This window comes from Polyangiaceae bacterium (assembly GCA_020633205.1).
Classification (GTDB): Bacteria; Myxococcota_A; Polyangia; order Polyangiales; family Polyangiaceae; genus JAHBVY01.
Window position 1 is genome coordinate 347,063 of sequence record JACKEB010000017.1, and the last position, 24,676, is coordinate 371,738.

The 24,676-nt window shown below is 64.3% G+C and carries 30 protein-coding genes; 8 read left to right on the forward strand and 22 right to left on the reverse strand.

What is annotated here, in order from left to right:
• Positions 1-14 precede the first annotated feature (14 nt).
• Positions 15-200 carry a hypothetical protein gene (locus H6718_27855; protein MCB9589261.1) on the reverse strand — a complete coding sequence of 62 codons (186 nt, stop codon included), beginning with the start codon at positions 198-200 and terminating at the stop codon, positions 15-17.
• A gap of 158 nt (positions 201-358) precedes the next feature.
• On the opposite strand from H6718_27855, the gene H6718_27860 reads away from it, so the two are divergent.
• The 4 genes from H6718_27860 (at position 359) to H6718_27875 (ending at position 4,343) form a co-directional block, all read left to right on the forward strand.
• Positions 359-739 (forward strand): FHA domain-containing protein, encoded by a 381-nt coding sequence (locus H6718_27860; GenBank protein ID MCB9589262.1) that lies wholly within the window; start codon positions 359-361, stop codon positions 737-739.
• 173 nt (positions 740-912) lie between these two features.
• The gene (locus H6718_27865) at positions 913-2,187 is read left to right on the forward strand and encodes a L,D-transpeptidase (protein MCB9589263.1); all 1,275 of its coding nucleotides are present in this window, start codon (positions 913-915) and stop codon (positions 2,185-2,187) included.
• A gap of 20 nt (positions 2,188-2,207) precedes the next feature.
• The gene (locus H6718_27870) at positions 2,208-2,651 is read left to right on the forward strand and encodes a hypothetical protein (protein ID MCB9589264.1); all 444 of its coding nucleotides are present in this window, start codon (positions 2,208-2,210) and stop codon (positions 2,649-2,651) included.
• Positions 2,652-2,654: 3 nt separating this feature from the next.
• Positions 2,655-4,343, forward strand: a complete 1,689-nt coding sequence (locus H6718_27875) for an AarF/ABC1/UbiB kinase family protein (protein ID MCB9589265.1) — start codon at positions 2,655-2,657, stop codon at positions 4,341-4,343.
• 120 nt (positions 4,344-4,463) lie between these two features.
• On the opposite strand, the gene H6718_27880 is transcribed toward H6718_27875, so the two are convergent.
• The 4 genes from H6718_27880 to H6718_27895 form a co-directional block, all read right to left on the reverse strand.
• Entirely contained in the window at positions 4,464-4,802 is a 339-nt protein-coding gene (locus H6718_27880) for an ATP synthase F0 subunit C (protein MCB9589266.1), read from the reverse strand.
• Positions 4,803-5,016: 214 nt separating this feature from the next.
• Positions 5,017-5,787: a F0F1 ATP synthase subunit A gene (gene atpB / locus H6718_27885; GenBank protein MCB9589267.1), complete on the reverse strand. Its 771-nt coding sequence runs from the start codon at positions 5,785-5,787 to the stop codon at positions 5,017-5,019.
• A 6-nt stretch (positions 5,788-5,793) separates the two neighbouring features.
• Complete coding sequence (locus H6718_27890; protein ID MCB9589268.1) at positions 5,794-6,195, reverse strand: ATP synthase subunit I; 402 nt, start codon at positions 6,193-6,195, stop codon at positions 5,794-5,796.
• On the reverse strand, positions 6,170-6,445 hold the full coding sequence (locus tag H6718_27895) for an AtpZ/AtpI family protein (GenBank protein MCB9589269.1): 276 nt from the start codon (positions 6,443-6,445) through the stop codon (positions 6,170-6,172). Before H6718_27895 ends, H6718_27890 begins: the two co-directional genes overlap by 26 nt.
• 344 nt (positions 6,446-6,789) lie before the next feature.
• On the opposite strand from H6718_27895, the gene H6718_27900 reads away from it, so the two are divergent.
• Together H6718_27900 and H6718_27905 are read left to right on the forward strand one after the other, a co-directional pair.
• Positions 6,790-7,734, forward strand: coding sequence for a hypothetical protein (locus H6718_27900; GenBank protein MCB9589270.1), 945 nt, complete (start codon positions 6,790-6,792; stop codon positions 7,732-7,734).
• Positions 7,735-7,894: 160 nt separating this feature from the next.
• On the forward strand, positions 7,895-9,139 hold the full coding sequence (locus H6718_27905; protein MCB9589271.1) for a cellulase family glycosylhydrolase: 1,245 nt from the start codon (positions 7,895-7,897) through the stop codon (positions 9,137-9,139).
• Positions 9,140-9,176: 37 nt separating this feature from the next.
• Here H6718_27905 and H6718_27910 read toward each other — a convergent pair whose 3' ends face one another.
• From H6718_27910 to H6718_27930, 5 genes are all read right to left on the reverse strand, one after another.
• Positions 9,177-9,830, reverse strand: coding sequence for a non-canonical purine NTP pyrophosphatase (locus H6718_27910; protein ID MCB9589272.1), 654 nt, complete (start codon positions 9,828-9,830; stop codon positions 9,177-9,179).
• Positions 9,831-9,867: 37 nt separating this feature from the next.
• Complete coding sequence (locus H6718_27915) at positions 9,868-10,227, reverse strand: hypothetical protein (protein ID MCB9589273.1); 360 nt, start codon at positions 10,225-10,227, stop codon at positions 9,868-9,870.
• A gap of 81 nt (positions 10,228-10,308) precedes the next feature.
• Entirely contained in the window at positions 10,309-11,862 is a 1,554-nt protein-coding gene (locus H6718_27920) for a HAMP domain-containing protein (GenBank protein ID MCB9589274.1), read from the reverse strand.
• Complete coding sequence (locus H6718_27925) at positions 11,855-12,943, reverse strand: (Fe-S)-binding protein (protein MCB9589275.1); 1,089 nt, start codon at positions 12,941-12,943, stop codon at positions 11,855-11,857. Before H6718_27925 ends, H6718_27920 begins: the two co-directional genes overlap by 8 nt.
• Complete coding sequence (locus tag H6718_27930; protein ID MCB9589276.1) at positions 12,943-14,985, reverse strand: GAF domain-containing sensor histidine kinase; 2,043 nt, start codon at positions 14,983-14,985, stop codon at positions 12,943-12,945. The genes H6718_27925 and H6718_27930 overlap by 1 nt, the downstream gene beginning before the upstream one ends.
• A 152-nt stretch (positions 14,986-15,137) precedes the next feature.
• Between H6718_27930 and yccX the strand changes: the two genes are divergently transcribed.
• Both yccX and H6718_27940 read left to right on the forward strand, forming a co-directional pair.
• Positions 15,138-15,416 (forward strand): acylphosphatase, encoded by a 279-nt coding sequence (gene yccX / locus H6718_27935; protein ID MCB9589277.1) that lies wholly within the window; start codon positions 15,138-15,140, stop codon positions 15,414-15,416.
• 17 nt (positions 15,417-15,433) lie between these two features.
• Entirely contained in the window at positions 15,434-17,518 is a 2,085-nt protein-coding gene (locus H6718_27940) for a hypothetical protein (protein MCB9589278.1), read from the forward strand.
• A 235-nt stretch (positions 17,519-17,753) separates the two neighbouring features.
• Here the strand turns inward: H6718_27940 and rplQ are convergent, their stop codons facing one another.
• The 12 genes from rplQ to rpsE all read right to left on the reverse strand — a co-directional run bounded on the left by rplQ (position 17,754) and on the right by rpsE (position 24,666).
• The gene (gene rplQ / locus H6718_27945) at positions 17,754-18,245 is read right to left on the reverse strand and encodes a 50S ribosomal protein L17 (protein MCB9589279.1); all 492 of its coding nucleotides are present in this window, start codon (positions 18,243-18,245) and stop codon (positions 17,754-17,756) included.
• 38 nt (positions 18,246-18,283) lie between these two features.
• On the reverse strand, positions 18,284-19,309 hold the full coding sequence (locus tag H6718_27950; GenBank protein ID MCB9589280.1) for a DNA-directed RNA polymerase subunit alpha: 1,026 nt from the start codon (positions 19,307-19,309) through the stop codon (positions 18,284-18,286).
• 255 nt (positions 19,310-19,564) lie between these two features.
• The gene (rpsD, locus tag H6718_27955; GenBank protein ID MCB9589281.1) at positions 19,565-20,194 is read right to left on the reverse strand and encodes a 30S ribosomal protein S4; all 630 of its coding nucleotides are present in this window, start codon (positions 20,192-20,194) and stop codon (positions 19,565-19,567) included.
• Positions 20,195-20,213: 19 nt separating this feature from the next.
• The gene (gene rpsK, locus H6718_27960) at positions 20,214-20,606 is read right to left on the reverse strand and encodes a 30S ribosomal protein S11 (GenBank protein MCB9589282.1); all 393 of its coding nucleotides are present in this window, start codon (positions 20,604-20,606) and stop codon (positions 20,214-20,216) included.
• 50 nt (positions 20,607-20,656) lie between these two features.
• Positions 20,657-21,022 (reverse strand): 30S ribosomal protein S13, encoded by a 366-nt coding sequence (rpsM, locus tag H6718_27965; protein MCB9589283.1) that lies wholly within the window; start codon positions 21,020-21,022, stop codon positions 20,657-20,659.
• A gap of 15 nt (positions 21,023-21,037) precedes the next feature.
• The gene (rpmJ, locus tag H6718_27970) at positions 21,038-21,151 is read right to left on the reverse strand and encodes a 50S ribosomal protein L36 (GenBank protein ID MCB9589284.1); all 114 of its coding nucleotides are present in this window, start codon (positions 21,149-21,151) and stop codon (positions 21,038-21,040) included.
• Between the two features lie 12 nt (positions 21,152-21,163).
• Positions 21,164-21,406: a translation initiation factor IF-1 gene (locus H6718_27975; protein ID MCB9589285.1), complete on the reverse strand. Its 243-nt coding sequence runs from the start codon at positions 21,404-21,406 to the stop codon at positions 21,164-21,166.
• Positions 21,407-21,420: 14 nt separating this feature from the next.
• Positions 21,421-22,044: an adenylate kinase gene (locus tag H6718_27980; protein MCB9589286.1), complete on the reverse strand. Its 624-nt coding sequence runs from the start codon at positions 22,042-22,044 to the stop codon at positions 21,421-21,423.
• Positions 22,045-22,054: 10 nt separating this feature from the next.
• Positions 22,055-23,386: a preprotein translocase subunit SecY gene (gene secY / locus H6718_27985; GenBank protein ID MCB9589287.1), complete on the reverse strand. Its 1,332-nt coding sequence runs from the start codon at positions 23,384-23,386 to the stop codon at positions 22,055-22,057.
• 22 nt (positions 23,387-23,408) lie between these two features.
• Positions 23,409-23,894 carry a 50S ribosomal protein L15 gene (gene rplO, locus H6718_27990; protein ID MCB9589288.1) on the reverse strand — a complete coding sequence of 162 codons (486 nt, stop codon included), beginning with the start codon at positions 23,892-23,894 and terminating at the stop codon, positions 23,409-23,411.
• Positions 23,891-24,076 carry a 50S ribosomal protein L30 gene (gene rpmD, locus H6718_27995; protein MCB9589289.1) on the reverse strand — a complete coding sequence of 62 codons (186 nt, stop codon included), beginning with the start codon at positions 24,074-24,076 and terminating at the stop codon, positions 23,891-23,893. Before rpmD ends, rplO begins: the two co-directional genes overlap by 4 nt.
• Positions 24,073-24,666, reverse strand: a complete 594-nt coding sequence (gene rpsE / locus H6718_28000; GenBank protein MCB9589290.1) for a 30S ribosomal protein S5 — start codon at positions 24,664-24,666, stop codon at positions 24,073-24,075. Before rpsE ends, rpmD begins: the two co-directional genes overlap by 4 nt.
• Positions 24,667-24,676: the final 10 nt, after the last annotated feature.

A 24,676-nucleotide genomic window follows, 5' to 3' on the forward strand; every position in this document is an offset into this window, starting at 1 on the left:
GCGCGTCAACGCGGCTATTCCGCGGGGCAACCGGCCGGCGCCGCGGCGCCTCCCCCTCCCGGGCCCCCTTCGGCCGCACCGCCGCCGCCGCGTAGCTCCAAGGCGCCGCCGCCGCCCTCGCGCAGTGGTCCGCCGCCGGCACCGCCGACTTCTCGTCGTGCGCCTCCGCCGCCCGGAGCGCCGCCGCCGCCTCCGCCCATGGGTGCAGCACCGCCGCCGCCTCCCCGCCGCCTCCTGGGGCGAGCCGTGTGCCGCCGCCCCCTACGGGCCGCGCACCGGCCCCGCCGGCTCCCCCCGCCCCGCCAGCGCCGCCGCCGCCTCCCGCGCCCATGCGCTCAGGTCCGCCGCGCCGCCCCCCATGCCTCACGCGGCTCCGCCGCCTCCGCCGCCTCCGGCCGCGCCTCCACCCCCGCCGCCGGCCCAGCGCATGGCCCCGGCACAGGGATACAATCCGGCTCCGGCGCTTTTCGTCGAGTACGAGGGGACGCGCTTCCCGGTCACCAAGGAGCGCTTCATCATCGGCCGCGGAAAGCAGTCGAGCGACCTCACAATCAAGGACCCGAACGTCTCGCGTCAGCACGCGATGATCGAGTTCTTGAACGGCCAGTACTACATGGTGGATATGGGCTCGACCAACGGCATCGAGCACCAAGGCCAGCGGGTGCAACGCAAGGTGATCAACGAAGGCGACTTCTTCAAGGTCTGCGATCACGAGATGCGCTTCACCTTCCACGGTTGAGCCCAGCGCAGCTCCCAATAGCAGCGACCCGTGCCGTCCCAAGGCGCGGGTCGTTTGCTTTTGTGCCCCACACACGCGCGTAACCAAGCCGAGTTCAGCCCCAACTTTTGGGGTGAGGTGCTCTGGTGCCCTCAACTTGGGCCCACCCCAAGTCAGCGCGCTACGATCGCTGCGTGAGATCGCGGCCGTTGCTCCTGTTAGCGGCACCCTGGCTTGCTGTCCTGGGTGCCTTGGGCATGGCCGCGCTGAGCGACAGCACCGCCAGGAGCCAGCCGCTGTGGCAGTCCTCGGTGCCTCTGCCAGACGACGCGCGCAGCGTGCTCATCCTACGACAGGGTGAGTACCTATGGACCCGCCCAGATCGAAAGTCGCCTCGACGCGGCACCGCCCTGCTTGGCGCGAAGCTCCCGCTTTACGGCAGCCAACGTGGCCCAGGCTGCAGCGGCACCTGGCTGAACGTGGGTCCGCTCGCCTGGGTGTGTGACGCAAACGTCGAGCTCTCCCGGGCGGCGCCTTTCCCCGAGGATCCGAACCCAACGCCAACCAGCAGTGGCTTGCCCCTCGACTACTACTTCGCAGGGGCGGACGGCAGCTTCGGCTACTCCAAGTTGTCCCTGGGCGACGTCGGCGCCCCAGACAATCAATACGAGCCCGGTATGTCCGTCGCGCTGGTGCGCATCGAACGCAACGTCGTCGGCGAAGCCTACGGACTGAACACCAAAGGCCTCTGGCTCCCGATGCGCGATCTCAATCCGGCGCGGCCACTGGGCTTCTCCACTGAGGAACTCGAGGACGGAAAGCTGGACGCCGGCTGGGTGTACTCACCCATGACGACAGTTCGCAGCAAGCCGAACGGCGGCGAACGGGTCACCACCTTGAATCAGTTCGAGTCGATTCGCTTCAGTGAGGTCGTCACCAAGAATCGCAAGCGTTGGTTCAAGATCGAGCGTGGCTGGGTCTCGGAGAGCGATGTGCGCGCGCCCACACCAACCGAGCCACCGCCCGAGGTGCAGCCTGATGAGCGCTGGATCGATGTGGAGATCGATCAACAAGTCGTCACGGCCTATCGCGGCTCGACGCCGCTCTTCACCGCCCTTGCGAGCACCGGAAAAGGCACTGGCAAGAGCGAGCGTGCCACGCCCAAGGGCGCCCATCGCATCTGGGTGAAGCTGCGCACCACGGATATGGACAACCTGGAGAACGAATACGCCGGGCGCTACTACGCGATCGAGGAAGTGCCTTGGGTGTTGTTCTTCAAGAGGGGCTACGGCCTTCACGGCACCTTCTGGCACCGGCGCTTTGGTAGGCGCCAAAGCCATGGTTGCGTGAACTTGACGCCCCGCGCCGCAGAGCGCTTCTTTCACTGGGCAAGTCCGCGCTTGCCCGCAGGCTGGAGCGCCGTCATCCCGACGCAGTACGACCCCGGCACGCTGGTACGGGTGCGCTGAGTTCACTTACACTACGCGGCATGGATCTAGAGATCGGGCGCGACACCTTGGTGGCCTTGGCCGCCGTGGTTTGGGCGGATGGTGAGATGGCTCCCGAGGAGGCCCAGGGCATCCGAATGGCCGCGCAGCAGCTTGGGCTGCAGCAGGGCGATCTGAGCGCCGTTGAGTCGGCGATCGCTCAGCGCATCACTCTGGACCATGTGGAAACGATCCGCATGAATCGCCTCACGCGCTTGTTCACCTATGCGGCCGCCGGTTGGGTCGTCGGCCTCAAGGGTCATGTCGATGCCAAGGAGCAAGAGGCGCTGCGACTGCTCGGCGATCGCCTGGGTTTGAGCAACGTCGCGCGCGAGCGAGCCGAGCGCGCGGTGCAGTCCGTGGGTTCAGCGAGCGCAGGCGCCTTCGATCTCATGGCGCTGCGTTCCAAGCTTTCCGCGGGGCTCAGCCAAGTCGGATTGGAATAGCCTGTGGTCTCACTGTTGACCGCCGCGCGCGACCTCGCGCGCGTGCGCGACATCGCGCGCGTCCTAGTTCGACATGGCTTCGGTGAAATCGTCTATCGCACCGGGCTCGGACGAAAGAAGGGCAAAGAGAAGGACCCGGAGCTCGACGCGGAGCTCGATGCGGAAGAGCAGAAGGGCGCCGCCGAGGCGAAGAACATGTCCTCCGCGGTGCGTGCGCGCCGTGTGCTCGAAGACCTGGGCCCGTCGTTCATCAAGCTCGGCCAGATCATCAGCACGCGCACCGACGTGCTCCCGGCGGACCTAGTTCGCGAGCTCAAGAAGCTCCAAGACTCCGTCCCCCCCGTTGCCTACGAAGACATCAGGCGACAGATCGAGCACTCCCTCGGTGCACCCATCGAAGACGTCTTCGAGACCTTCGACGCAGAGCCCCTCGCCGCCGCCAGCATCGCTCAGGTGCACCGCGCCACGCTCAAGACGGATGAAGGCGTGGTGAAGGTCGCGGTGAAGGTGCAGCGACCAGGCATCGGCGACACCGTGAAGAGCGACGTCGACATCCTCCACGGCCTCGCGGCGCTGGTCGAGCGCACCATCCCGGAGAGCAAGATCTACTCCCCCATCGGCTTGGTGCAGCAGTTCGATCGCGCCATCACCTCGGAGCTCGACTTCAGCACCGAGGCGGAGAACGCGATTCGCTTCGCAGAGAACTTCGAGGGCTACAAGCAGGTCAAGTTCCCCAAGGTCTACAAGCAAGCCTCGAGCAAGCAGGTGCTCACCCTGGAGTTCCTCGACGGACAAAAGATCTACGACGCGATGGCGAGCGGCCACGATGGCAAGAAGCTCGCGCGCATCGCCGTGGATATTGTCGTCAAGCAGATCTTCGAAGACGGCTTTTTCCACGCGGATCCGCATCCGGGCAACGTCTTCATCATGGGGACGCCGGAGCGGCCCGTCTTTGCCATGATCGACCTCGGCATGGTGGGGCGCCTCTCCCCACGCATGCGCGATCTCACGGTGGACCTGATGGTCGCGGCGGTGCGCAAGGACTACGAGGGCATCGCCGACGCGCTCTACGCCATCGGCACCAAGACCAAGAAGGTGGACATGAACGCGTACCGCGCGGAAGTGTCCCTCCTGGCGGAGAAGTACCTTGGCAAGCAGCTCAAGGACATCGAGCTCTCGGAGCTTATCCGCGACCTCGTTCAAGGCGCGACGAAGTACGGCTTGGAAATCCCACCGGACTTCATGCTGGTCGGCAAAGCCTTGATGACCATTGAAGGTGTGGGCAAGGAGATCGATCCGGAGCTCGACGTCTTCAACGAGGTCAAGCCGCTGTTCCTCGAGATCTTGCGCAAGCGCTACTCGCCGGAGCGCATCGGGAACGAGCTACTACGCCGGGTAGAGCGCCTGAGCGGCGCCACCTACAACGTGCCGCAGCAGCTGAGCGAACTGCTCGACGACATCGCCCTCGGCCGCCTGGTGGTCAAGACAGAGTCCCTCGAGAGCAAAGCCATCACGGATCGCCTTGGGCGCCGTATCTCGTCGGGCGTGGTGTCCTCGGCGCTGATGCTCAGCGGCTCTTGGCTGGTGGCTTCGGAGCACCACTGGCTGGGCGGCATCTTGATGGTGCTCGCCGTCGGCCTGTACCTGCTCCACGTGTCGCTGGATACGCTGCGTAGCCTGCGCAAGAAGTAGCGGGGGCACCTGCTAGCCTCCCCCCCGCTAGCTAGCTAGCCACTCAAAACCACAAAACACCAGTGCACGCCGCTTCCGTGGGGAAGGGCGTGCAACGGTCGTTTTGATTTCAGCAGTGAATCAGCCGCCGAAGGTGATCTTGCTCTGGAGCAAGAACGCCACGAGGAAGCCGAAGAGCACCAGAGACTCGATCAGAGCCAGACCGAGAATCATCGGGGTCTGGATCTTGGAGGCAGCGCCGGGGTTACGGCTGATGCCTTCGAGAGCGGCGGCAGCGGCGCGACCCTGGCCGAGCGCACCACCGAGGACGGCGAGGCCGATGGCGATACCAGCGGCGAGGCCCATCCAGCCCTTGGTGTCCCACTCGTTGGCTGCTGCACCCGCCTGGGCGAACGCGCTGGAGCTGATGAAGGTGGCAACGGTGGCGATGGCGAGGGCCAGCTTGTTCTTGGTGGACATCTTGAGAGTCTCCTTATTCGTCTCGATCGCGCGAGCGTTTAGTGTGTTTTGCTCGCGGTGGCCACCGCTTTTTTGGGGGAAAGTCCGGGGGCCGTTAAGTGGGTTGGTTCTTGGATCCCGCGCGCGGGATGCGAAGCTGTTGGTTCTTTGCCGTGGGGAGCCGCTACCTGTGTAGCGCCACGCTGTCTCGCGACTCAGCGTCGCGGCCACCTGTTCAGTGGTGGTGGTGCATGTCTTCGGTTGCGAGACCGATGTAGATCGTGGTCAGCAGCGTGAAGACCAGCGTCTGCACGACGACCACGATGCAGCCGAGCAACATGACCGGAATCGGCACGATGATGGCGACGAGCGCCATGAACGTGGTGAGCACCAAGTGGTCCACCGCCATGTTGACCATGAGTCGAACGGCGAGGGTCACCGGGCGCACGCAGAGCGAGATCACCTCGATGGGGAACATCAGCGGCGCCAGCATCGGCGAGGGGCCTGCGAGGTGTTTGATGTACGCGCCGCCGTTCACCATGATGCCGTAGGCGTTGAAGGCGACGAAGACCACCAGCGCGCTACCAGCGGTGATGCTGAGGTTGCTGGTGGGAACCGGCATGCCGGGGATCAGCGCCATCAGGTTGGCGAAGAACACGAAGCACGCGGAGGAAGCGATCAGCGGGAAGTACTTCTTGGCGCGGTCGGCATCCATGACGCTCTTTGCGAGGTCGTAGAAGTAGCCGAGGAAGGCCTCCATGAAGGTCCGCAGGGTAAGCTCGTCATCGGGCACCACGGCCTCTTCGAGCTTCGTCAGCTTGCTGCGCACGCGCATGCCGATGAGGATCAGCAAGACGGCGATGAGCAGGCTCGCAGTGATCGGCTCGAAGTCTTCCCACGTGCCGTGGCGGTTACCCACGAAGGACTCGCCAAGCATGTGAGCGTTGCGGCTCAGGTTGCCTTTGAACTTCTCGAGAAGAAGCGTCAGCCAGCTGTAGTGACCCATTGTGGCTTAGTTTCCTTCTCGCACCTGAGTGGGAACCGTCTTGAACTGCCCGAGTACGATACCGAGCGGCAACGCGGCGTAGCCCACTCCGAGAGCGAGGATGTCTACGGCGCCCAGCCTGAGCAGGGCGAACACTCCGCCAAACAAGGCGGCAAACTTGAACAGGGTGACGAGGAACAGCCCACCTTTGGACTTGCCCTCGGAAGGACTCAAGAACCCGCTGATCACCTTGGCGATGACCCACAGGTTGCCTGCGGCGAGGAGTACGCCGAGGCCAGTGCTGAAGCCATGCTTCGCACCGAAGTAGAGAAAGGAACCCGCCGTTAGCGCAGCGCCGACCAAGCCGAGCGCCCACAGCACGGGAGCGATCCCGCTGTTCGAGCTATCGGTCGTGGCCTTTGCGTTCATGGTAGCGTTTGCGCTCTTCGCGTTCTTGGCGTTCTAGTTCTTCGGTTTCCCGTTGCAGGTGCGCTGAGGCGCGAACGATGGCGCGGATGCCGGCGACCAATCCAAAAACCAGCCAGAGGGCGGTCATCCACGGTCCGGTCCCGAGCCAACCATCGAGCTTCTGGCCAACCCAGAGTCCAACGGCGATGCTGAGGACGAACTCGAGCCCGACGGTTCCAACAGTTCCGAGGGCTTTCCAGTTTTGCTGCACGGTGCCCTTTAAGGCGGCGGTCGATTAGCACGCACCTCTAGCCAGGGTCAACGCGCGTTTCGACGCACCGCGCCTCACCCCAGAGCCAGGGGGACGCCAACGCAAGACGTCAGCGCGCGCCGGCTATCGCACGTCTGAGACCTGCGTGCCACTCCATGGCCAGATCTCTGCCCTGCATGCGACAAGAAGCACTTGCGGAGCGCCGCATTCGGCCCGAAGTCCAGCAGGTTGAGGGGGAGAGCGCGTCGCTCCGGCTCCCGCGAACCCAAGCTGGTCGTCGTCCAGCTCGCAGCTCGAGCCGCTCCCGAACGGCGGTGGCTCCCGACGGATGGTATCTTTTGGTCATGTCACGGCTAGGCATTTGTCCAGTGGCTCTCGGGGTGGCGCTGTTGGCGCCAGCGACGGCTTTCGCCCAAGGCGCGGCTCCAGAGCCACCGCCCGTAGATCCCGCGGCGCCCGAAGCGCAGCCCGCGCCAGGCCCTGGTCCTCAGTATTACGTGGAGCCAGCACCTGAAACGCAGACGCCACCGCCACCCGCGCAGCGACAGCCACCACCTCCAGGTTACGCGACGAGCGAACCGCCGCCGCCCATCGTGGTCTACGAGCCACAAGCGCCGGGAGTCTACGAGCCGCCACCCCCGCCGCGCCCCCGCCACCTCGCGCCGGAGTACTCGCTCTGGCTTGGCGGACGCATCGGCTACTTTCATCCGTTCGGAAACGTCTGGGCCACATGCACCGCTGTGGATCGCAGCGGCATCTGCTTGGCTTCGGAAGGCGAAGAGTGGCAGAACTACGCGAGCAGCGGTCCCATGGGAGAGCTGGACGTCGGAGCCCGCTTGGGACGCCGCCACGTGCTATTTTTCACATGGGAACGCGCTAAGTTGGGCAAAGGCGACTTGGACATCGCCGGCAACGGTGAGCAACAGGACGCCGAGACTGACTTCTTCGGGCTCGGACTGCGCTTCTCGTCCGATCCTGACAACGTCGGCCTGCTGATCGAAATCGTGGTCGGTGGGCGGCGCTTCCGCACCAGCTGGGCCAACGGCGACGAGCTGCGCTTGGAAGACGCACCGTTCGAGTCGCGCATCGGCATTGGCGCGGATATTCGGCTGTCACGCGCGTTTTCTCTAAGCCCGATGCTCACCCTCGGCGGCGGCCAATTCGGGACGGCCACCTACTACAACAAGGCCACGAACAGCGAGAGTGAGCAAGCGGACATCGTCGCGAGCCACGCCTGGGTGACACTACAAATGGGCGCTCACTTCGACCTGCTCGGCAGCAAGAACTGAAAACTACTGCAACAGGAAACCTCCCGGCTGCGCGTCCGAGGGGAAACGACCATCCAAGTGCGCATTAAGCGCAACTCTCATACGGAAACGCGTTTGCGCCTGGAAACGAGCCCTATTCGCATTCAGGCGAGGCATGGTGGAGGCGAAAGGAAGCCTCCCTATGGCCCAACGATTTCGCACTCTAGCTGTCACCGCCCTGACTCTCTCCTTGATCGCTTGCTCTTCCGATTCGGATCCCGGCGGTAACACTGGTGGAGCCAGCGGCAGCGGAGGGGTCGGTGGCACCGCGGGCAACCCGAGCGGCGGATCCGCCGGTAGCAGCGCGAGCGGCGGCAGCAGTAACGGAGGCACTGCCAACGGAGGAAACACCAACGGAGGCACTGCCAACGGCGGCAGCGGCAATGCTGGAAACGGGGGTAGCTCCAGCGGGGGCACTGCCGGTGGCGCGGGAACGAGCGCTGGCGGCTCCGCTGGCAGTGGCCCGCAGCAAGACACCTTCTACACCAGCGACGGCAAGATCTACGATCCGTGCGGAGAAGAGTTCGTGATGCGCGGGGTGAACCACCCCACGATGTACGTGGACCGCGCCGGCGCGGCACTGCCTGAGATCGCCAAGACCGGAGCCAACGCCGTGCGCTTGTTCTGGTTCGGCACCCACGGCGTCGCCATCAACGAAGCTGAGTCCGCCGTGCAAGCGGCGGTCGACAACCAGATGGTGCCCATCCTGGAGCTCCACGACTCCACCTGCCAGTGGAACCTAGGAGACATTCAGAGCTACTGGACCAGTAGCGATGCGGTGAGCTTCATTCAGAAGCACCAGGCGCACCTGATCGTGAACATCGCCAACGAGGCTAGCTCACCAAACGACAACGCATTCGCCAGCAGCTACAGCTCGATCGTGCAAGCGATGCGTTCCGCAGGGATTCACGTACCGCTGATGATCGACGCGGGTCGCTGCGGTCGGGACTACCAAGTGCTGTTGGATAAGGGCGCTGAGCTGATGAATGCCGATCCGGATCACAACCTGATCTTCTCCGCGCACCTCTACGATCCGCTCACGCGCACTCAGCTCGCGAAGCTGATGGACGACTTCCAGGCGGCCAAGTTGCCTTTCATCATCGGCGAGTTCGCGAATCGCGAGCCGCCGGGATGCGGCGCAACTCTGGACTACGGGGGCTTGATCACCGAGGCCAACACGCGCGGTATCGGCTGGCTCGCATGGTCGTGGGGAGACAACGATCCAAACAAGCGCTGGAACGGCGACTGCGCCGAGTTCGACATGACGGAGACCTTCGCTTACGACTCGCTGTTCGGTTGGGGCAAGGAGGTCGCTGTGAGTCTACCCGCGAGCATCCAAAACACTTCGGTGCGTTCGTCATGGGTGCAGAGCGGGACGTGTAACTAGCGACGCGTCTCGCTGCTGAACACGCATCACCGCTCCTCTAGCCGGCGATGCGCTCGGTTTCGTCTAGCAACGCGTCGAGGCGTCGAAGCAGCCGTGGACGCAGCGCGTTCACGGCTCGCGCTCGATGCCCGTAAACATCACGCTCGGCGTCGCTGATGTTGGAGAGCGTCTTTCCCGGAAGCTCGTCGAGGAGCAGCAACGGGCCGTAGCCGAAGCCGCCGCTCCCTTGGGCGCTGCGAGCGATGCGTCCGGCCACGGAGCCATCCACCAGCTCCAGCTCACCCTGCCAGGGGCTGACAAGGCAAAGCACCGCACGGAAACGCGCGTGGCGCTCCTCGTCATGCACGTCCTCCAAGGCGGAGAGCAGGGCCGCGTTGTTTTCGGCATCGGTCGCGCGATCGTGAGCGAACACTTCGGAGCGCGCTCCCGGCTTTCCGTCCAGCGCATCGACCTCGAGCCCCGAAGCGTCGGACAAACACCACATGCCAGTGGCTTCGCACACGGCGCTGGCCTTGGAGCGCGCGCTCTCCTCGAGGCTACTGCCGGCCCCCAACGGATGCTGATAGTCAGGGCCAAGTAGCTCCCTCACCCCCAACCAAGCCACCGGGAGATCCGCGAGGAGACGTTGCAGCTCTGCGCGCTTGCGCTCGTCGGTCGTCGCGATGACGATGTGGATCAACGCCTCGGGCATGGCTCAGTCTCCCACGAGACTGAGCCACAGCTAAGACTTAGTTCCCGCAAGAATACCGAGCGAAGACCGCGTCATCGAACTTGTCGCAAGTGAGCGCCTCCACATCGGACCGCATCAGGTCGCAGGTGTTGGCGCAGTCCCTGAGCTGGCTGGAAGAGAAGTTCCCCACCGACTTCTTGTAGTTCTGTTCGGCTTCGTGTTGGCACTGCGCGACACTCACGAACTGACTCGTGACGAAGAAGTTGTCGCAGTCGAAGCCCTTCTGACAGGCCAGATCCGTGGCCAGCTTGCAGCGGTCCAGGAAATCCTGCTGCGCGGCCGAGTTGCCATCGTCGCTGCTGCTGCAGCCCGCAATTCCACACGTAATCAGCACCGTCAGGATGAACCCCAGCCTCATGGGCGCATTGTACGCGGTGGGGTGGAGCAATCTACCGCGCCTTGGACGTTGGCACCGAGCGCCAGCTCGAAACCACCAAAGCTAGTAGGTCTCCGCGGCGCGCTCGAGGGGGCGCTGGCTGGACTCGCGTTCTGACTCGCAGCTTGGGAGGCGGATGGTGAAGCGGGTGCCTTTGGGTTCACGAGCCGCGACGCTGATTTCACCGCCGTGGGCTTCGATGATTTGACGCGTGATGGGGAGCCCCAATCCGGTGCCCTGGCTCTTGGTTGAGAAAAACGGCTCGAACAGGCGTTCCCGCGCATCGGGATCGATCCCGCTTCCAATGTCTTCCACGACCAAGAGCACGTCCGCGGCGTCGCTCTTCACGCTCACCCAAAGTTCGCCACCTTCGGGCATCGCGTCCGCGCCGTTGCGCACCAAGTTGAAGAGCGCCTGCTTGATCTGCGCTTCGTCGAGCAACACCGGTGGGGGTGTGACGTCGAGGTCGATGTGAAGCACGACGCCCCGTCGGGCTAGATCCTTACGGATAAACTCCAGGGCCTCTTCAACCACATCGCTCAAGTTCTCGCGCTCGAGCTGAGTTGGGCGCTGACGCGCGACGGAGAGGTATTGTTCCGAGAGCGCGCTGAGGCGCTCAAGCTCGCCTTTGATGGCCTTGAGCAAGCTGCGCGTCTCATCATCTGCGCCTTCGAGCTCCTCCTCCAGTAGCTCTACGTTCAGGCCGATGCTGGAGAGCGGATTGCGGATCTCATGGGTGACGAGCGCAGCCATCTTACCGATGGTCGCGAGGCGTTCCTGACTGACGAGCTGCTCGTTCGCGCGGGCGATGGCACGCACCATGGTCTCGAAAGTGCCTGCGAGCTCGCCGATCTCATCATTCGAGGGCACGACCTCGCGGGGGGTGAGGTCACCCTCGGCCACCGCCTTCGCGCGCTCGGTGACCAGCGCGAGGGGGCGCAACACGCGACGCGCGTACAGCGCCGCGACCAGTCCAACCAGGGCCGTGAAGACGCCAAGTCCAAACGCCAGCTGAATCGCCAGTCGCTCCCGGGCGCGGGCGCGATCGAGAAGCGTGTCGACGTTCTTCTCCACGCGCGTCTCGAGATCGCTCAGTCTCCGCTTGCCCTTGCTTCCGCGCGTAACCAGGTTGTCGCGCAGTGACTCAGCCCGCTCGGCATCGCCGCGAGCCAGCGCATCGAAGAGCTGGGCGAGCTCCTCCTTGTCTTTCCCGAGGGACTGCTCGATCTGTGTTGCCTCGCGCGAGAGTTCGATCCCGATCGCCTTCACGCTGGGCTCGTCGGACCTGACGAAAGCACGAGACAACGCCGCTCTCACCTCACCGAAGGCCTTGGGACGGCCTGCCTTGAGCGCCGTGTCGAACCACACGCGCTTGTCCACGGGGTTACGCGCGCTGGTGATGTGGTTCAGCTGGATGTTCCAACTATCCTGCCCGTGCACCGCGTCGCGCAACGCCAACGACAGCGGGAGGTAACCCGAGCGAATCAGCTCTGCCTCCGCAGCAGCGCGACGCTGCGCGACCACGCCCCAGCCGGTCATCACCGCCAACGCAAGGGTCACCAGCGCGTAGGAGAGCAGTACGCGCGTGGCGACCGTGCGACGGCGCGCGTCAAGCATCGCCCGCGGCGAGGCTCCGAGCGATCAAGTCCACGATATCGAGGGCCTCCGCGCCGCTCTTCTTGAAGCGTCGCAGACTCGACGCGCAGCCAGTGACGATGGTGCCGCCTCCTGCGTCCTCGTGATCCGCAATGCGTGCTGCCGCGATGCGCCCCGATGCGTCGGGCATGGTCACCGGCAATAGGCCTCCGGCTCCGGAGCAGACTGCCTCTTCGCGGGAACGCGCAAACTCGCCCGGCGCTTCCCCAAGGATTCGAGTCAGGATCGCACGCGGCGCCTCGAACACCCCCAAACCGCGTCCAAGCTGGCAGGGGTCGTGCCAGCGGGCCCCGCTTGGGACGTCCAGGCGCCCCAGCAGATCCAGCCGTGTGGCGACGAGCTCCACCAGGGTGAGCGCTCCTCGCGCGCGTAGTCCAGACTCTCGACCGCCGCCCGCACAGCCAGGGTCCAGCACGATGAGCTGCTTGGAGCTCTCCGCGGCAGCGGCCAGGGCTCGCTCTTCGCGCTCCGCCGTCTCCGCATCGCCCGCCGCTCGGGAAACGCCACCACAGCAGCCGCTCAGCAGGCGCACCTTGCCGTGCACACGCAGCACCACGTCCAGCGCGGCGCGGGAGAGTTCAGGCTCCTGATTGGCGTAGGCGCAGCCCAAGAGCAACGCACTTTGGGCGTTCGGATCGACCGCTGGATGCTCGGCGAGCGCAGTTAGGGCAGCTTCGCGTCGCTCACGGCGCTTCGGCTCGGACTTGGCGATGCTGCGCGCCCGAGGAGGCTCCAGCCCGCGCACGAAAGCCTCTGCCCGAGCGTCGAGCAGCGTCTCCGCGACGGGATTCTTGTGATCGCAGTGATCGCGACACGCGTAGCAACCCGAGCAGCCCCACGCCGTCGCGGCATAGCTCGAGTTGAGTTCGAGGCTACCGCGCGCTTGATACCAAGCGAGGCCCATCTTTCCCCACGGAGTCAATGTCTCGCTCGACTCGACGTCGGCCACCGGGCAAGCCGCGCGGCAAAGCTTGGGACAATAGGCGCAGGTCTCGAGCGCTGCCTCACGGTGTTGCAGCAAAGGAAGCTTGAAGCTGGTCATCAAGTGCTCTTCAGGGACGTCTTGACGCTCGGCCGCCGATTGGTAGCGCGAGATCGGTTGGCTTTGGGTTCAGGAGCAGGGCCCTCGCTGGGGAACTTCAAGATGAAGCACGCGCCCCCTGACGATGACTCGACCTCGATCGATCCCTCGTGCTCCTCCACGATTTTCTTCACAATGGCGAGGCCGAGGCCGGTCCCGCCTTCTTTGCCTGCGGTCACGAACGACTGAAACAGGCTGTCTTCGATCTCGGCGGGGATGCCAGGCCCGGTGTCCGCTACCGAGATCACGAGCTCCTCGGGTGGCTTCTTCTTGGAGCCCGTCTTCGCCCCCGCCGCCGCCTCTTTCCGCGCAGAAATTGTCAAGGTGCCACCGCGCGGCCCCATGGCCTCGACCGCGTTGCGCGCCAGGTTGTGAATCGCCCGGGCGACGCGCCCCTCGTCAAAGCGCGCCACGACCTTGTTGTCCACCTTGAACACCAGCTCCACCGGCCGACCTTCGAACTCGAGCCTCAGCTGGGAGGCGATGTCGGCGAAGAACTTGTGGAGGTACACCTTGCGCACGAATACCCGGCGCTCGCCACGAGCAAACTCCAGCACTTCGCGCTGCATGCTGGTCAGCATGTCGAATTGCTTGAGCACGGCCTCAGCGAACTCCGCGCGGCGCTCGCGATCGTCTTCAGCCTCCATCAGCTGCACGTAGCCGCTGATCACCGTCATCGGCGTCTTGAAGTCGTGGATGATGCCGGAAAGGAGCCGGCCAATCGTGGTCAGCCGATGACTCCGCTCCCTAGCCTCGCTCGCGCGAAACAGCCGCACAGCGGTGGCGACGTTCGCGCTCACCAACTTCAGGAGCGAGATGTCCTCCTCGCCGAAATCGCGACCGTCTTGTTTGCTGAAAAGACCCATGGCGCCGAGCGGGCGCCCATCTCCCTCGAGCTGCACGCAAACGGCGTTCTCCACCTCGAACGGGAACGCGCCCTCGACCCGTTCACTGTAGCTCGTCTGTTGCTGAGCGTCGCTGACACGTACGACCTGTTGGCTGCCCATCGCTGCCGCGAGGAAACCATCGCCGGACTTCACGCCCAGCTTCTGGACTTCGCTGGTCGCGTCGGCGTCGAGGACATACTCGACCAGGTCGCCAGTCTCCTCATCAGCAACCAGCAGCGCCGCGCCGCGCGCATCGCAAGCGCGCGCGATTTCCAGCAGCGAGGCGCGAGCCAGGTCCTCGAGGGAGGCTGCGCGAGCGGTGGCACGCTCCAGGTCGAAGAGCAGTGACAAGTCACGAACACCACGCTCGAGCTGCTCCTTGGCATCGAGCAGCTGGCGGTTCTTCTGGATCAGCGACAAGAACAGGCGACTGTTGTCGATGGCCACCGCCGCCTGGGTGCTCAACGCGCTCAGAATCGCCTCATCTTCACCGTTGAACTCGGGCTGGGCGTGCTTTTCTGCTTTTGTTTCCCCGCGGCGTGGCTGCCCGGGAGCCAACCCAGCGTGCTTGTTCAGCACCTGGATCACGCCAATGGTCCGCCCCAGGTGGTTCTTCAGCGGGACCGCCAGGATGCTCGTCGTGCGGTAACCCGTGAGCATGTCCCACTCGGGCTCGAAGCGAGGATCCGCGTACGCGTCCGCCACCCGCAGCGGCTTGCCGGTCTGCGCGACGGCACCCGCGATGCCATGGCCCACCTTGACTCGGATGCTGCGCACTCGGGAGCCCACGACGATGCGGCTCACCAGCTCGCGATTCGCCTCGTCCAGCAGGTAGAGCGTCGCGCGATCCGCATCGAGCAAGTCCGTGAGCTTGTCGAGGATCAGCTCGAGCAGATCGTCCAAGTCGAGGGTCGTGCCGAGCGCCGAGCCGACTTCTCGCAGCGCTTTCGAAATGCGCTCCTCGCGCGCCAGCGCCGCCTTCAATTCGGCGATCCGGGGCTCATCCCCAGCTACTTCGGCGCGACGCGGGCTCACGGCGGCGATCAGACCACGGAAGCCCCACTGCGGTCCACCCGGTGACACACTGGCCCTGGCATCGCAGACACCGGGAATCATTCATAGATCCGCCGCGTTGTGGACACGGCCGCGGGGCCGCGGGCGAAAATCGTCTCCCCTGCCAACGCTGGCTGACCGCACGCTGGTCTGTGGCCCCTGCGTGGGCAGCAAGTTGCCAATGCCCCCACCCTCGGCTACCTACCGGGTTGCTCATGGCCTTGAAACAACTGCATTTGATCGTTCGGGGTCGCGTCCAAGGCGTTTACTTTCGCGCATCGACCCAGCGCGAGGCTCGTCGGCTCGGCCTGGGAGGCTGGGTGAAGAACCGCGCTGATGGCAGCGTGGAGATCCTCGCTGAAGGGGAAGAAGTCTCGATTCGCGAGCTGTTTGGTTGGGCTCAGAAGGGGCCAACAGCCGCTCGCGTGGAACGCGTCGATACCCGCTGGCGTAGCTTCACCGGCGAATTCTCCGACTTCCGTATCTTGAGTTGAGCACCCGCCGCCGCGTCATGTCCTGCCGAACGCTGAAAAAGCCGCGCGCGACGTGGTTAGCGGCGGCGCTGGTTTGTTCGCTCACGGTCAGCGCTAGCGCGGAAGAGGACGCGGGAGCTGACAGCAGCGGAGACGCCGGCGCGCCGACGACCGAGAGCCAGCATATCCTTGCCCCGCTGCCAGCGGTCCCCAGTCAGGATTTGCCCCAGCCAACCCCGGAAGCACTGGAGGCGGTGAAAGACCTGCTGGGTCGCGTGGTCTCTGAAGACCCCGTGATCCGCGAACGCGCGGTTCGAGAGCTGGTCGAGGCAGAACCAAAGTGGGTCCCGGCGCTATCGCACACCTTGGGTCAGCTCGCCGAGTCCACGAAGGGCGAAGAGCTCAAGCGAAAGCTGCTCGATATCCGGGACAAGGCGCGCAGCGCCGAGCGCGAAAAGATGAAAGCCGCGGGGAAACGCGGCAAGGTCACTACGCCAGACTACCTGGACATGCTCGCGGAGTACCCGGAGCCGAAGAACGCCGAGTGGAAGGCGGTGACCCAGGTCATCGCCATCAGCCGCATGCTGAGGGAAATCGGCACGACTCCCGCGGTGCGCACGCTGGTACAGGTGTATGTGCGCTTCGGAGAATTTCTCCGCGTGGATACGCAGCTTCAGCTAGAGAAGCTCGGGGACAAGGCGCTCCCCGCGCTGATCGAGACTCGCCGCCATCAGGCGCCGCGCATCGCGCACTGGGCGGATCGTCAACTGGATGCCCTCGGCAAGGCGATCCCCTCGGAGGCCGTTCAGACACCGGATCCCGATGTGCTGGCTGACGTGCTGCGCGCCTACGGATACACCCGCGACCCGGATGCAGCGCGCGTGGTCATCTCCTTCGCCAACAGCGAGCGACCCCAAGTCCGCGAAGCTTCGCGTCAGGCGGTAGCGCTGATGAAGGAGACCGCCAACTGGCCATTGCGGGACACCTACGCGAACATCGTCGGGAAGAAGCCTCCCGCGGATTGGGGCTGGGACCGCACCGCACGCGAGCTATTCGGCGAGTTCGATCGCCTGCGCCTCGCTCAGGTGTACAAGCTCTTCGACAGCGGAAAGGCTGCACAAAAAGCGGGAAAAGTCGTCGAGGCGAAAGAGGCGTTCGACAAAGTGCTCGCCCGCAGTCCGCTATTCGATCGCCGTGCGGAAATGATCGACAGCTACGTCGACTTCGCGGAGCAGAAGCTCGATGAAGATCCCACCGCCGCGGAAGCCGCACTACGTCGCGCCCGTCGGCTCTCCACGGACGAGAAGGTCGACAACCGCGTCCAGAGCCTGCTCTGGTACCTGGAAGGGCAAGACCTGGTGGCGCGCGGAGTTGCTGACCAGGTGCCCTTTCGTCGCGCCCTCGAGCTGAACCCCGAGAACAAGCGGGCGAAGCAGGCACTCGAGGAGATCCAGCGCGGGGAACAGAAAAAGAAGAAGCAGAGCGATCACTACCTCGCGGCAGGCGCGATCGGCATCGTGGCGCTGCTCGCGATCGCGGTGATCGCCCTACGCCGCGGCTCCCCAGAGCCCCGCTTGCCCGAAAAGCCAGAGCCCAAACCGATTCCCGAGAGCGACACGCCAAGCGACGCGGACACCACGGAGGCCTCAGCCTCGCCCGCCGCTGAAGCCGCCGTCTCCGAGGAGCGCGTCTCCGCATCAGGGGGTGAGGAAGCGCCAGCCAGCGCCGCGAGCGCCTCAATCGCCCCCGAAGCCGAAGCAGCAGAGTCCAGCGTCGCGCCCGAGGCGCCCAAAGACGCCTCCCCCGAAGCTCAGGCGCCTGCAGCCGACTCGCCCGAAGCACCCTCCCCCCCAACCCCCGTGGCGGCGCCTGACGCGTCTCCAGCGGTCGCCACGCTACATTTCCCCACGGTTACGGAAGAAGCGCCGGCCAGCGCTCCCGAGGGCACGGACACCCCGGCGCCTAGCAGCAATGAGCCCGTCGAAGCGCCCCGCGCCGAAGGGACCGCCGCCCAAAGTAGCGGTGAGACCGGCGCTGCCTCAAAGCCCGAGGCTCCCGTGCTGCCGCCTCTGCCGGGACTCGGGGGTGGCGCGCTGAAGCTGCCGCCAATCGAAGAGGACTGAGCCTAAGACGCCGAGGCCGGGCTGAAACGTTCTGACGGGCTCTAGCTGCCGCTCAGAGCGAGCTGGAGACCGCCGTTGCCGCAACACTCGGGCGACTCCCAAGAGCGAACACGCCTCCTTCAACGGGACTTGAGCGCCTCAGCGCTCGAGGCACCAACCCGGACAAACGCCAAACGGCCACTCTCCCAGCTTGGAAGGTGGCCGTTGGCGGTGCGAGCGATCGCCCGCTATCCGTTCACTCTGCGGCGTCGGTCGTCGCAGCGTTGGTCGCTGCGGGCGCGTCCCCAGTCACGAACTCGATGATGCTCATCGGTGCGTTGTCGCCGCGGCGGTGTCCCACCTTGACGATGCGGGTGTAGCCGCCTGGACGATCCGCGAAGCGCTTCGCCAGATCGACGAACACCTTCTCCAAGAGGTCGACCTTGCGGGCCTCAACGCCGTCTTGAACGGTGCCGAAGCGACGCAGGAAGCGACCAACCTGCTGCTGGGCGGCCTGGCGCCGAGCCTGGTCCGCCTGGCTGAGCTCCGCGGCGGGGGTGTAGGCGATCTTGCCCAAGCGCTTGGCGCGGGTGATCACTCGCTCGGCCACGCGACGAAGCTCCTTCGCCTTGGCGTCGGTGGTTTCGATGCGCTCGTGGGCGATCAGGTTGGCGGTCAATGCCCGCAGCATGGCGCGGCGGTGGGAGGTGTTACGGCCGAACTGGCGACCGGCTTTTCGGTGTCGCATGACTTATTTCCTCGTGGAATCTTCTAACGTTCGGCTAATCAGCCCTGAGCCTGCTGCATCTTCCAGCGCTCGAGCATCTGAGGCCAGTTGTCGAACTTCATGCCGAGGCTCAGATTCATCGTCGCGAGGATCTCCTTGATCTCCTTCAGAGACTTGCGACCGAAGTTCTTCGTCTTGAGCATGTCCTGCTCGGTGCGCTGAACCAGCTCACCAATCAGAGTGATGTTGGCGTTCTGCAGGCAGTTCGCGGAACGCACGGAGAGCTCCAGCTCGTCGACGGAGCGGAAGAGGTTCTCGTTGAGAGGCTCTTCGTCCTGGGCGGGCTGGGTGTACTGGGTCTCCTCCGTCTCTTCGAAGTTGATCCAGATCGAGAGCTGTTCCTTGAGGATCTTTGCGGCGAAGGCAACGGCGTCGGTAGGCTTCACCGCACCGTTGGTCCACACCTCGAGGATCAGCTTGTCGTAGTCCGTCTGCTGCCCGACGCGCGCGTTCTGGATGGTGTAGTTCACCTTGCGGACCGGCGCGAACAGCGAGTCGATCGGAATGGTTCCGATGGGCATCGTGGGGGTCTTGTTACGCTCCGCTGAGACGTAGCCACGACCGACGTTGACCGTCAGCTCCATCGCCAACGGGCCCTTCTTGTCGAGGGTCGCGATGGGATGATCGGGATTCAGGATGCGCAGGCCGTCCACCAGCTGGATGTCACCAGCGACGACGGGGCCAGGGCCTTCCTTCTCGAGGCGCAGCGTGTACTGCTTGGGAGCCTCGGCCTTGAACACGACCTCTTTGAGGTTGAGGACGATGTCCGTGACATCTTCCACCACGTCGTTGATCGACGTGAACTCGTGCAGGGCACCCTCGATGCGCACGGCGGTGATCGCAGCGCCTTGCAGCGAGGAGATCAGCACGCGGCGAAGGGAGTTGCCGACGGTGATGCCAAAGCCACGCTCGAGAGGCTCGCAGGTGAACTTGCCGTAGTAGTCCGTGCTGCTCTCGGGATCGATTTGGATCGCCTTCGGACGAATCAGCTCGCGCCAGTTGCGCGCCATCATGGGAGTTACCATTCGCTGTTCCTTTCGCTGCTAGCCTCTATCGAGGTGTTCCCTGCGCGACCGTCCCAAGGACCCGTGGAACCCGCTCCGCCGGTGCCCTTCGCGGTCTGCCCGCTGCCCGGTGTTTCGTAGTGGAAACTCCAACCGGGCCATACGACGACGGCGGCAATGTTGCCGCCGAAGTCATCCATCTTGCTTTTGAGCCTCTAGGAGGCTCGTTCGACGCCGTGCTCGCTCACCGCGGGCTTGGCGCCGAACCGTGTGTGATCAACGTGAGTAGTACTCAACGATGTACTGCTCACGCATCGACGGCTCGTTGAGCTCGTCGCGAGCAGGCATCGACTTGAACACACCTTCGAGCTTCTCGCGGTCCACCTCGAGCCAGGTCGGGGTCGGGCGAGAGTCGGTGAGCGCGATCGCCGCCTGAATGTAGGCGATCTTCTTGCTCTTCTCGCGAACCTCGATCTTGTCGCCGGGGTTCACGCGGTAGCTGGGGATGTTGACCCGCTTGCCATTCAACAGCAGGTGATTGTGGCGCACCAGCTGACGAGCCTGACGGCGAGTCGCCGCGAAGCCCATGCGGTGCACAACGTTGTCGAGACGACGCTCGAGCAGGCCGAGCATCTCCTCACCGGTACGGCCACGGAGCGCGCTCGCGGAGGCGTAGTAACCGCGGAACTGCTTCTCCAGCACGCCGTAGATACGACGAACCTTCTGCTTCTCGCGCAGACGCAGGCCGTACTCGCTCATCTTGATGCGGCCCTGACCGTGCTGACCGGGCGGATACGGACGGCGCGTCACCGAGCACTTCTCGGAGAAGCAGCGCGCGCCCTTCAGATAGAGCTTCGTGCCGTCGCGACGGCAGAGTTTGCAAACCGGACCAATGTACCGTGCCATGATACTTCCTAAGCCTGAATCAGACGCGCCGACGCTTCGGGGGGCGACAGCCGTTGTGAGGGATGGGGGTGACGTCGCGGATCAGCGTCACGCGGAAGCCTGCAGACTGCAGCGCACGCAGCGCGCTCTCGCGACCGGCGCCTGGACCGCGCACGAACACAGCCACGGAACGCATCCCGTGCTCCATCGCGCGACGAGCCGCCTCTTCCGCAGCCAGCTGCGCTGACCAGGGGGTGCTCTTGCGTGAACCCTTGAAGCCGCGCGTGCCGGCGCTGGCCCAAGAGATGGTGTTTCCGTTCACGTCGGTGATCGTCACCATCGTGTTGTTGAAGGTCGAACGGATGTGGGCAATGCCCGCTCCGACGTTCTTCTTGACGACCTTCTTGCCGCCACGCTTTTTGCTCGTCGCCATCGCTACGCCTGTCTCGTATTATCCAAGTGGAAAACTTATAAAGCCTGTGACTATCGGCGCTTGACGGCGCCGCGCTTCGGGCCCTTGCGGGTACGCGCGTTGGTGTGGGTGCGCTGACCGTTGACCGGCAGGCCCTTGCGGTGACGCAACCCGCGGTAGCACCCGAGGTCCATCAGGCGCTTGATGCTCTGCTGCACCTCACGGCGAAGGTCACCCTCCACCTTGTAGTTGTTCTCGATGGTGTCGCGCAGCTGCTTCACTTCGGCGTCTGACAGCTCGTCCACCTTCTTGGTGTTGTCGATGCCGGCGCGCTCGCAGATCTCACGGGCGGTCTTCTGACCGATTCCGAAGATGTAGGGCAGTGCGAACTCGATCTGCTTGCGACGGGGGAGATCAACTCCAGCAATACGGGCCATTCCGATATCCTCTTCTCAGCCCTGGCGCTGCTTGTGGCGAGGGTTGGTGCAAAGAACGCGAACCACGCCTGAGCGCTTCACCACTTTGCACTTGTCACAGATTTTCTTAACGCTGGGCCGGACCTTCATGGGGGTACCCTCTTAGAGCTTCTTGATGATGTGACCCCGAGAGGGGTCCTGGCTGGAGACCTTGATCAAGACACGGTCTCCTGAGATGAGTCGAACCATCGAGTGGCGCGATGCCGGGGTGAGCCCAACACGAAGCGTTCTTCCTGAGTCGAGACGCACGCGGAACATTCCGCGGGGTAGTACCTCTTCGACTAGGCCTGCTTCGCCTTGTTGCTTCTCCTCTTGATCTCGATCGTCCTCCTTGAAAGAACTCATCCGGGCGCTCGCCGTTAGTTGCCGAGAGCCTCGGTGATGCGGGCTGTGATTTCGTCCAGCTCGCCCACCCCGTCTACTTGCTTCAGCAAGCCGCGCTGCTCGTAGTAGGGGAGCAGTGCCGAGGTGATCGCCTCGTAATCATTGAGGCGCTGGACGACTTTTTCCTCCTGATCGTCTGCTCGATGCTGGAGCTCCGCATCAGGGGGCGGAGGATTGTACTTGAGGTGATAGATCTGTCCAGTCCGAACATCGGTACGGCGCAGGACAGCGCGCTCAATCAGGAGGTCTCGGGCCACCTTGATCTCGAGCACCGAGGTCAGGGGCATGCCCTTCTTCTCGAGCACCGCGTCCAAAGCCTCGGCCTGGGGCAGCGTGCGGGGGAAGCCGTCGAGGATGAAGCCCTTCTGAGCATCCGCCTCGTCTAGGCGCTCGTTCACTAGGCCGATGACGACCTCGTCTGGGACCAGCTGGCCGAGGTTCATGAACTTCTCGGCCTCTTTGCCAAGCGCGGTTCCTGCAGCCTTGGCAGCGCGCAGCATGTCCCCAGTGGAGATCTGGGGCACGCCCAGCTTCTCTACCAGGCGCTTGGCCTGAGTCCCTTTGCCGCTCGCCGGCGGTCCCAACAGCACGATCCTCATCATCCCCTCCCTACGCAGGCCGGCGCCCACTCAAACGAGTGGTGCGCGGTCCCGTCAGACCTTCGTAGCTGCGGGTGATCAGGTGTGCCTCGATCTGCTTCGACGTTTCGAGCGCCACACCCACCACGATCAGCAGGCTGGTACCACCGAACTGGAACGGCACCTTGAGGCCCTGAGCGATGAGCGCGGGCACGATGCAGATCGCGGCGACGTAAGCGGAGCCGCCGACCGTCAGGCGGGTGAGCACGCGGTCGATGTACTCGGCGGTTTGCTTCCCGGGACGAATCCCTGGGATGTTCGCTTGCTGCTTCTTCAGGTTGTCCGCGACGTCCACGGGTTGGAACGTCACAGCGGTGTAGAAGAAGCAGAAAAAGACGATGAGTGCGCCATACAGGGCGTGGAACACCCAGTCCTGGCGGTTCAGCGCGGAGCTGAAACGGCTCATGCCCGGGATGTTGAACCCGGCGAGAGTCGCGGGGAAGGCGAGCAAGCTCGAGGCGAAGATCGGCGGGATCATGCTCGCCATGTTCACCTTCAACGGCAGGTGCGCCTGTTGGCCACCGTAGATACGCCGCCCGACTTGCCGCCGTGCGTACTGAATCGGGATGCGGCGCTGAGCCTGCTCGAAGAACACCACGATGCCGACACAGGCCAGGATCACCGCCAGGATGATCGCAATGGTCAATGGCTGCAGCTGCCCAGAGTTGGCCTGCAGGTACTGACCGATTCCGTGGGGAATGCCGCTGACGATGCTGGCGAAGATGATGAGCGAGATGCCGTTTCCGATGCCGCGCTCCGTCGCCTGCTCACCGAGCCACATCAGGAGCGCAGTGCCCGTCGTCAGCGTGATGATCGCCGTGAGACGGAACGGCCAACCCGAGTTGGTGACCACGTCACCGAAGCGGTTGCCTCCCAAGCTCTGGTTTTGCAGGCCTTCCAACATGAAGGCGATGCCCAGCGACTGGAAGATGCTGAGAACGATGGTGCCGTAGCGGGTGTACTGCTCAAGCTTGCGCCGACCAGCCTCACCCTCTTTGCGCATCTCCTCGACCTGCTTGGACACCATGCCAAGCAGCTGAACGATAATGCTCGCGGAGATGTACGGCATGATGCCCAGCGCGAACACCGAAAGGTTCGCGAGGGCACCACCGCTGAACAAGTTGAACAGACCAAGCAGTCCTTGGCCGCCGGACACCACCTGCTTCATCACGCCACGGTCAACGCCAGGGATCGTGATGAAGACGCCAACGCGGTAGATCGCGAGCACCATCAAGGTGAACGCGATGCGCCGACGCAGCTCGGGCACCTTGGTGATACTTGCGAATCCGCCGAGTGCAGCCATTAGGGTCCGGGTGTGTAGCAGCTCAGGAAGCGGCTTGCTCGGCGTTCTCGTCGCCTGCGTCGACGAAAACTGCCTTGCCGCCAGCCTTCTGAATCTTCTCTACGGCCGAGTTGCTGAAGCGATTGGCCGAGACCGTAAGCGCCTTGGTCAGCTCACCATTCCCGAGGATCTTGATGCGAACATCGCGACCCTGGACCAGACGAGCGGCGCGGAGCGCTGCTTCGTCTACGGTGGAGCCAGCCTCGAAGCGCTCGAGATCGCTCAGGTTGACGATGACCGTCTGAATCGGGAACGGCACGCGGAAACCACGCTTCGGGAGACGACGCTGGATGGGCGTCTGTCCGCCTTGGAAGTGGAGCTTACCGAAGTTGCCGCCATGACGAGCCTTCTGGCCCTTCATGCCGCGACCACAGGTCTTGCCCAGACCCGAACCGACGCCGCGGCCGACACGCTTCTCAGCGTGACGAGCACCGGCGGGATGGGTCAGACGTGAGAGCACGTCGCTCATGACTTCTTCTCCTGAACTTCCACCAGGTGCATGACCTTCTTGATCATCCCGCGGAAGCTGGGCGTGTTGTCGACTTCGACCACGCTATTGATACCGCGCAGCCCGAGGCCCTTGAGGACCAAGCGCTGGGGCTGTGGACGACCGATGGTGCTGGCGACTTGCCGCACGACCAAGCGAGTCACTGCTGGCCTCCCTCACCGAAGTTGGTGGTGCCAGGCACGATCGAGGAGGACTGAGCCGCCTGCGAAGACATGCGGAGCACGGGGTAGTCCTCGAGCAGTCCGTTGATGTCCATGCCGCGAGCAGCAGCGAACGCCTCGGGCGCACGCAGCGCCTGGAGTGCCGCGATGGTCGCGTGGACCACGTTCTGCTTGTTGTTCGAGCCCAGGCACTTGGTCAGGATGTCCTGAATGCCCGCGGACTCGACAACCGCGCGAACCGGGCCACCCGCGATAACGCCGGTACCAGGAGCGGCGGGACGGAGCAGCACGCGGCCAGCGCCGAACTCGCCGATCACCTCGTGGGGGACCGTGGCACCGATCATCGGCACCTTGAACATGTTCTTGCGCGCCTTGTCGTTGCCCTTGCGGATCGCCTCGGGGACCTCGCCGGCCTTGCCAAGACCAACGCCGACGTGACCGGCTTCATCGCCTACCACCACCAGCGCGGAGAAGCTGAAGCGGCGACCGCCCTTCACCACCTTCGCGACGCGGTTGATGTGGATCACGCGCTCCTTGAGGCGTTCCTCGTCGACTAGGTTTTCGAATGCCATCGTAAGCTCC